Here is a 6943-nt window from a genome sequence, read left to right on the forward strand (position 1 = left end):
CCCCGGGCGGACCACACCCGGGTGACCAGGGGTTGCCCGGACAGGTCAGCGATCGTCCACTCGGCATGGGTCTCGTGCTCGATCAACACCAATCGCCGGTCCAAGGCTCCAGTCACCACGACCTTCCGATTACTGGTGCACGCGCGCACCGCGTCCAGCACCCGTTCGGGCTCTGCGAGCTGAGTGCGCCACACGCTTGCGCGCGGCGGCACTTCGCCGTCGCGTGGGTGATCGCCTAGATGAACAGGTCGCGTGGGGCCACACGCACGTCCCGCATCAGCAACCTCTCTGCTGAGAGTCGGCGCCGGCCGTGCTCGTCGTGGTCGGGGGGCGTCGTCGCGGCTAGCGCGGTGCGGACTCGCACGTAGGCGTGGTCGCTCAGCGCAGCTGGGGGATGCGTCAGGGAGTAGTCGAGGAGCCGCAACGGGAGCGGGCGGGAGCACAGGATGCGGTCGATGCGCAGTCCGGACCCGGACTCCGGGTTCGTGGTCGGGGTCGGGTCGTCTGCGAGCCGGCCGAGGTCGCGGTAGCCGTAGACCTCCAGGAGCAGGTCCATGGCGTCGGTGTCGTGCACCCAGCGGCCGTTGGCGAGCTGCTTGCCCTTCTGAGCGAGCTTGTGCGCCTGCCCGCGGTCGCGACAAAAACCGCTCCCAGTCCACGCTGTGGTGGTGTTCTCGTTCCCACCGGCTGCTGGAGCTGAAGTCACCGAGCGCGATGGTCTTCTTCGCCGCGTAGGGGGCCGGGCGTTGCGCGGGCCGCTGGTGGAGTGGTTTTGCGAACGCGGGCGGCGGCGTGGATCTCGTCGGCGAACACGACCAGCGCACCCAGGTCACGGGCGGTGGCGCCGGCGGCGGTCTGGACGGCTGCCAGCAGGTTGGCCGGATCGTCGGCTCCCGCGAGCGTGGGATTGCGCATGGCCCCGGTCACCACGACCGGTTCCGAACACGCATGAAGGAGGCCGAGCAGGAACGCGGTCTCCTCGATGGTGTCGGTGCCCTGGGTAATCACGACGCCATCGGCACCATCCGTGAACCGCTGCCGCACCGCCTCGGCCAAGGCGTACACGTCCTCGAACGACAGCGACGCCCCCGGGCACGCGCCGAAAGTCCTCGACCTCGACCTCGACCTCGATGCCCGTCTCAGCCAACCCGGGAACGCGGCCACCAGGTCCTCGGCCGACAACGCGGGCACCACGCCCCCGGAGGGGGACGATGTCATGGCGATGGCGCCACCGAGACCGAACACAACGACACGAGACACGAGCAGTCCTTCTGCGGGCGTCGTCGTCCAACGGGCTTCTTCAAGGTTCGACACCGCCCACAAGAGCCCGAGGGTGAGGTCGTCGAGCGCATGAGCGCGGGTCATCAACTCCCGCTGTCGAGCGAGCACAGGCCCGAATCGACGCCGTGGTGCCACACCGCCGGAACAATCGACTCCGACGCGGACCGCCCCGGGGAAGGAGCGCCTCATGCCACCTGACCGCTCGGACGACCGCGCTCACGACGAAGCACCGGCCGCTCGAACCGGGTATCTGAGACTCGCTGACCAGACGGTCGCCACCGCCGCCGTGCGGCAGGCACCCGACCGCTACACCCGCCTGTTCGAGGCCGCGCGCAACCAGGTCGGTCACGCTCGCTGCCTCTGTCGAATCGACGAGGTCGTGAGACTGGTGATCCGCTGCCGATCCGGCCGCTACCACCTCGCCAATTGGCCCTCCGGCGGGCACCAACACGCACCCGACTGCCCCTGGTTCCGCGCCGCATCGTCGCTGTCGGGCCGCAGTGCCTACGCCGACGCCATCGCCGACGACGACGACGGCACCTCGATCCGCCTGTCCAGCCCACTGGTCATCCGAGGCGCCTCCGCCGGCGGTGCCACCACCACCGGAAGGGGAAGCACCGGACGAGAGCCCACCGCGGCACGCGGGGCTGTCGGTCTTCTCGGCCTAGTGCACTACCTCTGGGAAGCCGCTCGCTTGAACGTGTGGTCACCCCAGGCAGGTCGCCGCCACTGGCCCGACTGCCACGACCTGCTTCGAGAACAGGCCCGCGACTGCCGAATCAACCACCTCCCCCTGGCCGGCACGCTGTGGATCGTTCCGCCCTTCCGCCCCGCCGACGCCCACCGCATCAACACCGCCTGGGAGAGGTACTTCGCCCGACTGGCCGTCACCGGCACCTCCCGCCGTCGGAGCCTGCTGCTCGGCGAGATCCGCGCCCTTGAACCCACCACCCACAGCATCCGAGTCAAGCTCGCCCACCAACGCACCCCGCTGTACGCCCCCAAGGCGCTCGTGGACCGCGTTCGCCGCTCCTACCCGGCAGCGTTCACCGCCCAAGCCGCGCAAACGAACCGCCGCCGGGTTCTGCTGGGCCTGATCGAACACAGCCCGCGCGGGCACGCCGTGCTCGTCGACTTCGCCGCGATGCTCACCACCGCCACCTACCTGCCCGCCGACTCCAGCCACGAGGCCGACATGGCCGACGCGCTGACCGCCGCCGCACGCACCTTCCTCAAACCGTTGCGCTACGACCGGAACAGCCAAGTCTTTCCCGACTTCGTCCTGGTCGACGACGAACCGGAAACCTACGTCGAGGTGTGGGGAGTCCTGGGCCGGGAAAGCTACGAGAGCCGCAAACGCGCCAAGCAGACCTTCTACCGCACCTCCGGAAAATCGCTGATCGAATGGGATGTGCGCACACCTATCCCCGACCTCACCCGCCAACCGCCCAATGGCACGCCGTGCCGTCCAACTCAATCCACCGCCATCCCAGCGCGGTAGCCGCTGCTCGGCTGACACGAGGCCAGGGTCACTGGGTTGAGACTTGCGATGAGCAGTCCTCGGCGAGGGCGGCGGAGGAACGAGTCTTCGGCGAGTCCCGCGGGCACGGTGGCCAGGAGGCGACCGTCGTCCACGGCTGGATACGCCTTTGCCGCGATGGCAGTCCCGGCGAAGAACCTTCCGGCAGGGGCATGGACGGAGAACTCGTTGTCCAAGTCCGGACCTTTCCTGGACTTACGAATTTGCTCGTTTCGGGCGGGTTGAGAGAGTCGGATCGCCGAGAGGGCGATCATCCTGTCGGAACACGTCACTGGCATCAGGGCCTTGGAGCACAATGCGTGCTGGACGCTTGGCTATCCACGCGGAGGAGTCGCTATGGTAGGGCAGGGCAGAAGGAGCCGTTGGCTTGGCGTCGCGGTGAGTGTCGTGGCGTTGACCGCGGCGGTCGCGCATCTGGTCTGGCCGAACATCAAGATCGACACGATTACTGTGTTGCTCCTGGTTGTGGCACTGTTGCCCTGGTTGGGCGACTTGTTGGACAGCATCGAGCTTCCTGGTGGATGGAAAGTCCAGTACCGCGCTTTGGAAGAGCGACAGGAGTCGGTGGAGCGGGCTGCCGCCGAGGCCGATGCCCTGGCTGTCGAGGCCACGAGCACAGCGCAGGCAGCCTTCGGCGCAGCGCAGATCATCGACCCGTCCGCGGCTCCGGCGACGATGGACACGGTTCGGCTGTTGGCCGAGGAGTACCACCGGCTGCGGTCCCAACCTCGGACACGGACTCGTACTCCGGAACTGGACCGGTTGTTCGGAGCAATGGTCGCGATCGTGCCCAAGGTGCCGGGCTTCGATCCAGGCGAGGCGCTTCGAGGCGAGGACGCGGGAATCCGCCTGGCCGGTTATGCCTTCCTGTATGGCAGGCCCGATTCGTCCCGCTTGGCCGAGGTCGTGGACGCTCTCGCGCGTGAGCAGACCGCGTTCAACCAGTACTGGGCCATTCGGACCGTGGCGGCGCTCCTGGAGCGTGCCGACCTGTCTGCCGTCCCGGACTCCGTCACCACACAGTTGCGAGAGCTGATGGATCGTCTGCCGCCTGACACGTCCCGACATGTTCAGCTCGCCGAGTTGATGCAGGCCCGCCAAGACGCTCTGCTCAATCCCGCCCCTCCGCGTGATGGCAGGTTCGGAGTTGGGAAGGACACCTGCTGACAACCGTTTCGCGAGACGGTCATGTCAACGGGAAGCTGGTGACCACCGGCATACCGAGGTTGCCAGGGCCGTTGCGATGGTTGCGTTCCTCGCTGCGGTTGAGGCTGGTTAGTTCTCCTTGGCCTTTGTGAGGCTGACATGGAGTCCTTGGACTTCGCCGCCCCAACCGTTGGCACGTGCTTCGGCGATCCGATCGGTGATGTTGCGAATGATCTCGATGAGGCACGGGCGCTGCTTCGGTGAGACCCGAAGCATGGGGCACCTGATGCAACTGTGTTCGTGCTGGCAACTGGCACCGTAGGGACGTCCGCAGTCTCCCAACGCGACCTTGCGTTCATGGAAGTTTCTCTGCACTTGTCAAGTTGATCACGCGTGATGCTGGCGGAGGCAGGTGTGCTGCCGTGGTTCGTGCGCAGTTCGGGCACTCAGACCGACAGCAACATCCGCTCATGCCGATGGTCGCTCACTCATGCCCATGAGCGAGCGCATGCGACGCTCGTGGGACTTCACCTAAAGACTGGCATAACAAGAAAAACTTGTTGCCCTCGACCAGCAACACCGCGAGCCCATCTCTGCTTGGTAGGCCCAAACGTCGAGGGCAGCTGTCGACGCAGACCTCGATGTCACCGTGCAGGCGGCATTACAGCATCGACGCCCCTCCTGCATGCTGGAACCAATGCGCCGTTTGAGAGAATCGTATTGCGCGCCTGTAACGGTGCCTGTGCGTGATCACGATGAGACCATCAGGCCAACGCCCGCCTAGCCGCCTGAGGTGCCGAATGGATGAGACAGCCCCGAACTCGGTTTTGAACACACTGAGCGGGTCGGCCGAAACCGTTGTGCAGACGGGTAGTGCCGGCGACATCTACATCAACACGAGCAGCGGACGACCATCGGCGGCTGAACGACGAGAGGCCGCGCGGGTTCGGTGGGAGGGGCAACGACGCTTCGCCGAGCACGTCGCCGAGATCACCAAGGAGCTGGCCGACGGGGAGAGCTTCGACCACAGCCGGTACACCGAACTCGAAGCCGAAGTGGAGATGGAAGGACACACGCGACACCGGCTGCTCGGCAAGCTCCACGACCGGCAGGCATCCGCGGGCGACACCAAGCGGCGGGTCAAGTCGCTTTCTGTCGCCCTTGAGCGCACGGCGGAGAAGAACATCCTGGTGGAAGGTGTCCCGGGGGCTGGCAAGAGCATCGCCCTGCGGCACACCGCGCGGACGATGGCCAAGCGGCTGAGCGAGCACAACTCCGCACCGTCGAAGGTCGTCCTGCCGCTCTACGTCAACCTGAAGACCTTCCGTCCTCCCCGCCCGGTGACCTCCGACCACGTCGCCGAGTTCGTCAGGGACGCGGTCAACCCGCATCAGAGCGGGATCGTCAGGAAGTTCCTCGACAATGAGCTCCCGCGTGGCCTGGAAGAGGGCAAGTTCCTGTTCCTGTTCGACTCGTTCGACGAGATCCCGGACATCCTCAGCTCCACCGATGTGGACGAGGTCGTGCAGGAGTACGTCAGGGCCATCAGCACGTTCCTCGGTCCGTTCAACCGGTGCCGGGGTGTGCTGGCCTCCCGGGAGTACCGGGGGCCCGGACGGATCGGCTGGCCGCGGTTCCGGATTCTCGACCTGACCGAGGAACGGCAACACAGCCTGGCCGTGGAATGGAACCTGCACTCCGGCAGGCGGGCCGTGCTGTTCAACGGTCTGGAGAACGCCGACGCCGAGTTGCGCAGGCTGGCGCACACACCGCTCGTCCTCAGCCTGCTCTGCCTGTACGTCGAGACCAACAACGAGTTCCCGGCCGGGTCGCACGTCCTGTTCTCCGAGTACGTCGACGAGACGATCAGTCGGCACGGGAGGGATTTCCGCAAGCTCTACGACGTCGGGCAGGACACGGTCCGCCTTGTAGCCCGGCACGCCGCGTTCCTCATGGCCTCGACACCGGGGTTCGGCCTGCAGGTCGACCGGACCAAACTCCGGTCGATGCTTCGGGACCGGGACTCCTCCCTGAATGACGACACGGCGGAAGCCGCCTTGCGCGCGCTGGAGTACGCCAAGATCGCGCGACCGGTCAAGGCGCGGGACGGCGGCGGTGAGTTCACGTTCATCCACCGGCGGATCCAGGAGTACTTCGCCACCTGCGTGGTCCTCGCGAACCCCGATCTCGTTCCGCCAGAGACTTTGGTGCTGAACCACCAGTGGCGGGAGACTGCCGTGACGATGCTGCAGAGCCTGTGGGGTGCCAGAACTCTGCACTGGCATGTTGAGCTGCGACGATCGCGCACGCTGGACCTCCAGGGCATGATCGTGAGGTGTGGCGTTACGACTGCTGTACCTGATCTTCGTCCGACTCGGCGACTGGCTGGTACTCCTCGGCCGGTCCTCCGCGGCCAAGGACGTCGAACTGCTGGTGCTGCGGCACGAGGTCGCCGTGCTGCGCCGGACCAACCCTCGCCCGCAGTTGGACTGGGCCGATCGCGCGGTGCTCGCCGCGCTGGTTCGCCGACTCCCCCGACCGCTGGGTGAGCACCGGTTGGTGACACCGGGAACCATCCTGCGATGGCATCGACGCCTGATCGCGCGGAAGTGGACCTACCCGAACCGCACCGGCCGACCACCGGTCGACGACACCCTCATGGCGTTGATCGAGCGCATGGCGCGGGAGAACACCGGCTGGGGCTACCGCCGGATCCAGGGCGAACTGCTCAAGCTCGGCCACCGGGTGGCCGCATCAACGGTTCGCCGCGTGCTCAAGCGCCTGCGTATCCCGCCCGCGCCCCAGCGTGACACCGACATGTCATGGCGACGGTTCCTCCGCGCCCAGGCCGCGAGCATGTTGACCTGCGACTTCTTCCACGTCGACTGCGCCGTCACCCTCAAACGCGTGTACGTCTTCTTCGTGATGGAAGTCGCCACCCGCTACGTCCACATCCTCGGCACCACCACCAACCCC

At 66.6% G+C, this 6943-nt stretch carries 6 protein-coding genes; 4 read left to right on the forward strand and 2 right to left on the reverse strand.

From position 1 onward, the window contains the following. Positions 1-235 precede the first annotated feature (235 nt). Positions 236-706 carry an endonuclease/exonuclease/phosphatase family protein gene (locus tag BLS56_RS25370; protein WP_139190992.1) on the reverse strand — a complete coding sequence of 157 codons (471 nt, stop codon included), beginning with the start codon at positions 704-706 and terminating at the stop codon, positions 236-238. After that, the gene (locus tag BLS56_RS25375; RefSeq protein ID WP_091455779.1) at positions 703-1365 is read right to left on the reverse strand and encodes an asparaginase; all 663 of its coding nucleotides are present in this window, start codon (positions 1363-1365) and stop codon (positions 703-705) included. Before BLS56_RS25375 ends, BLS56_RS25370 begins: the two co-directional genes overlap by 4 nt. 103 nt (positions 1366-1468) lie before the next feature. Here BLS56_RS25375 and BLS56_RS25380 point away from each other — a divergent pair, with 103 nt between their 5' ends. The 4 genes from BLS56_RS25380 to BLS56_RS25390 all read left to right on the forward strand — a co-directional run. Continuing rightward, positions 1469-2782: a DUF1173 family protein gene (locus BLS56_RS25380; protein ID WP_091455733.1), complete on the forward strand. Its 1314-nt coding sequence runs from the start codon at positions 1469-1471 to the stop codon at positions 2780-2782. Positions 2783-3208: 426 nt separating this feature from the next. Further along, positions 3209-3988: a hypothetical protein gene (locus tag BLS56_RS25385; protein ID WP_139190993.1), complete on the forward strand. Its 780-nt coding sequence runs from the start codon at positions 3209-3211 to the stop codon at positions 3986-3988. Between the two features lie 779 nt (positions 3989-4767). Continuing rightward, positions 4768-6516 carry an NACHT domain-containing protein gene (locus tag BLS56_RS32550; protein ID WP_228771920.1) on the forward strand — a complete coding sequence of 583 codons (1749 nt, stop codon included), beginning with the start codon at positions 4768-4770 and terminating at the stop codon, positions 6514-6516. Between the two features lie 10 nt (positions 6517-6526). Continuing rightward, positions 6527-6943 (forward strand): IS3 family transposase (locus BLS56_RS25390; RefSeq protein ID WP_228771921.1); only part of this gene is annotated, 417 nt, incomplete at its 3' end.

Source organism: Actinokineospora iranica, from assembly GCF_900101685.1.
Classification (GTDB): Bacteria; Actinomycetota; Actinomycetes; order Mycobacteriales; family Pseudonocardiaceae; genus Actinokineospora; species Actinokineospora iranica.

Bases quoted from the DNA above. Each gene is read 5' to 3' on its own strand.
- BLS56_RS25380 (WP_091455733.1), top strand. From the start codon at position 1,469: ATGCCACCTGACCGCTCGGACGACCGCGCTCACGACGAAGCACCGGCC.
- BLS56_RS32550 (WP_228771920.1), top strand. From the start codon at position 4,768: ATGGATGAGACAGCCCCGAACTCGGTTTTGAACACACTGAGCGGGTCG.
- BLS56_RS25375 (WP_091455779.1), bottom strand. From the start codon at position 1,365: ATGACCCGCGCTCATGCGCTCGACGACCTCACCCTCGGGCTCTTGTGG.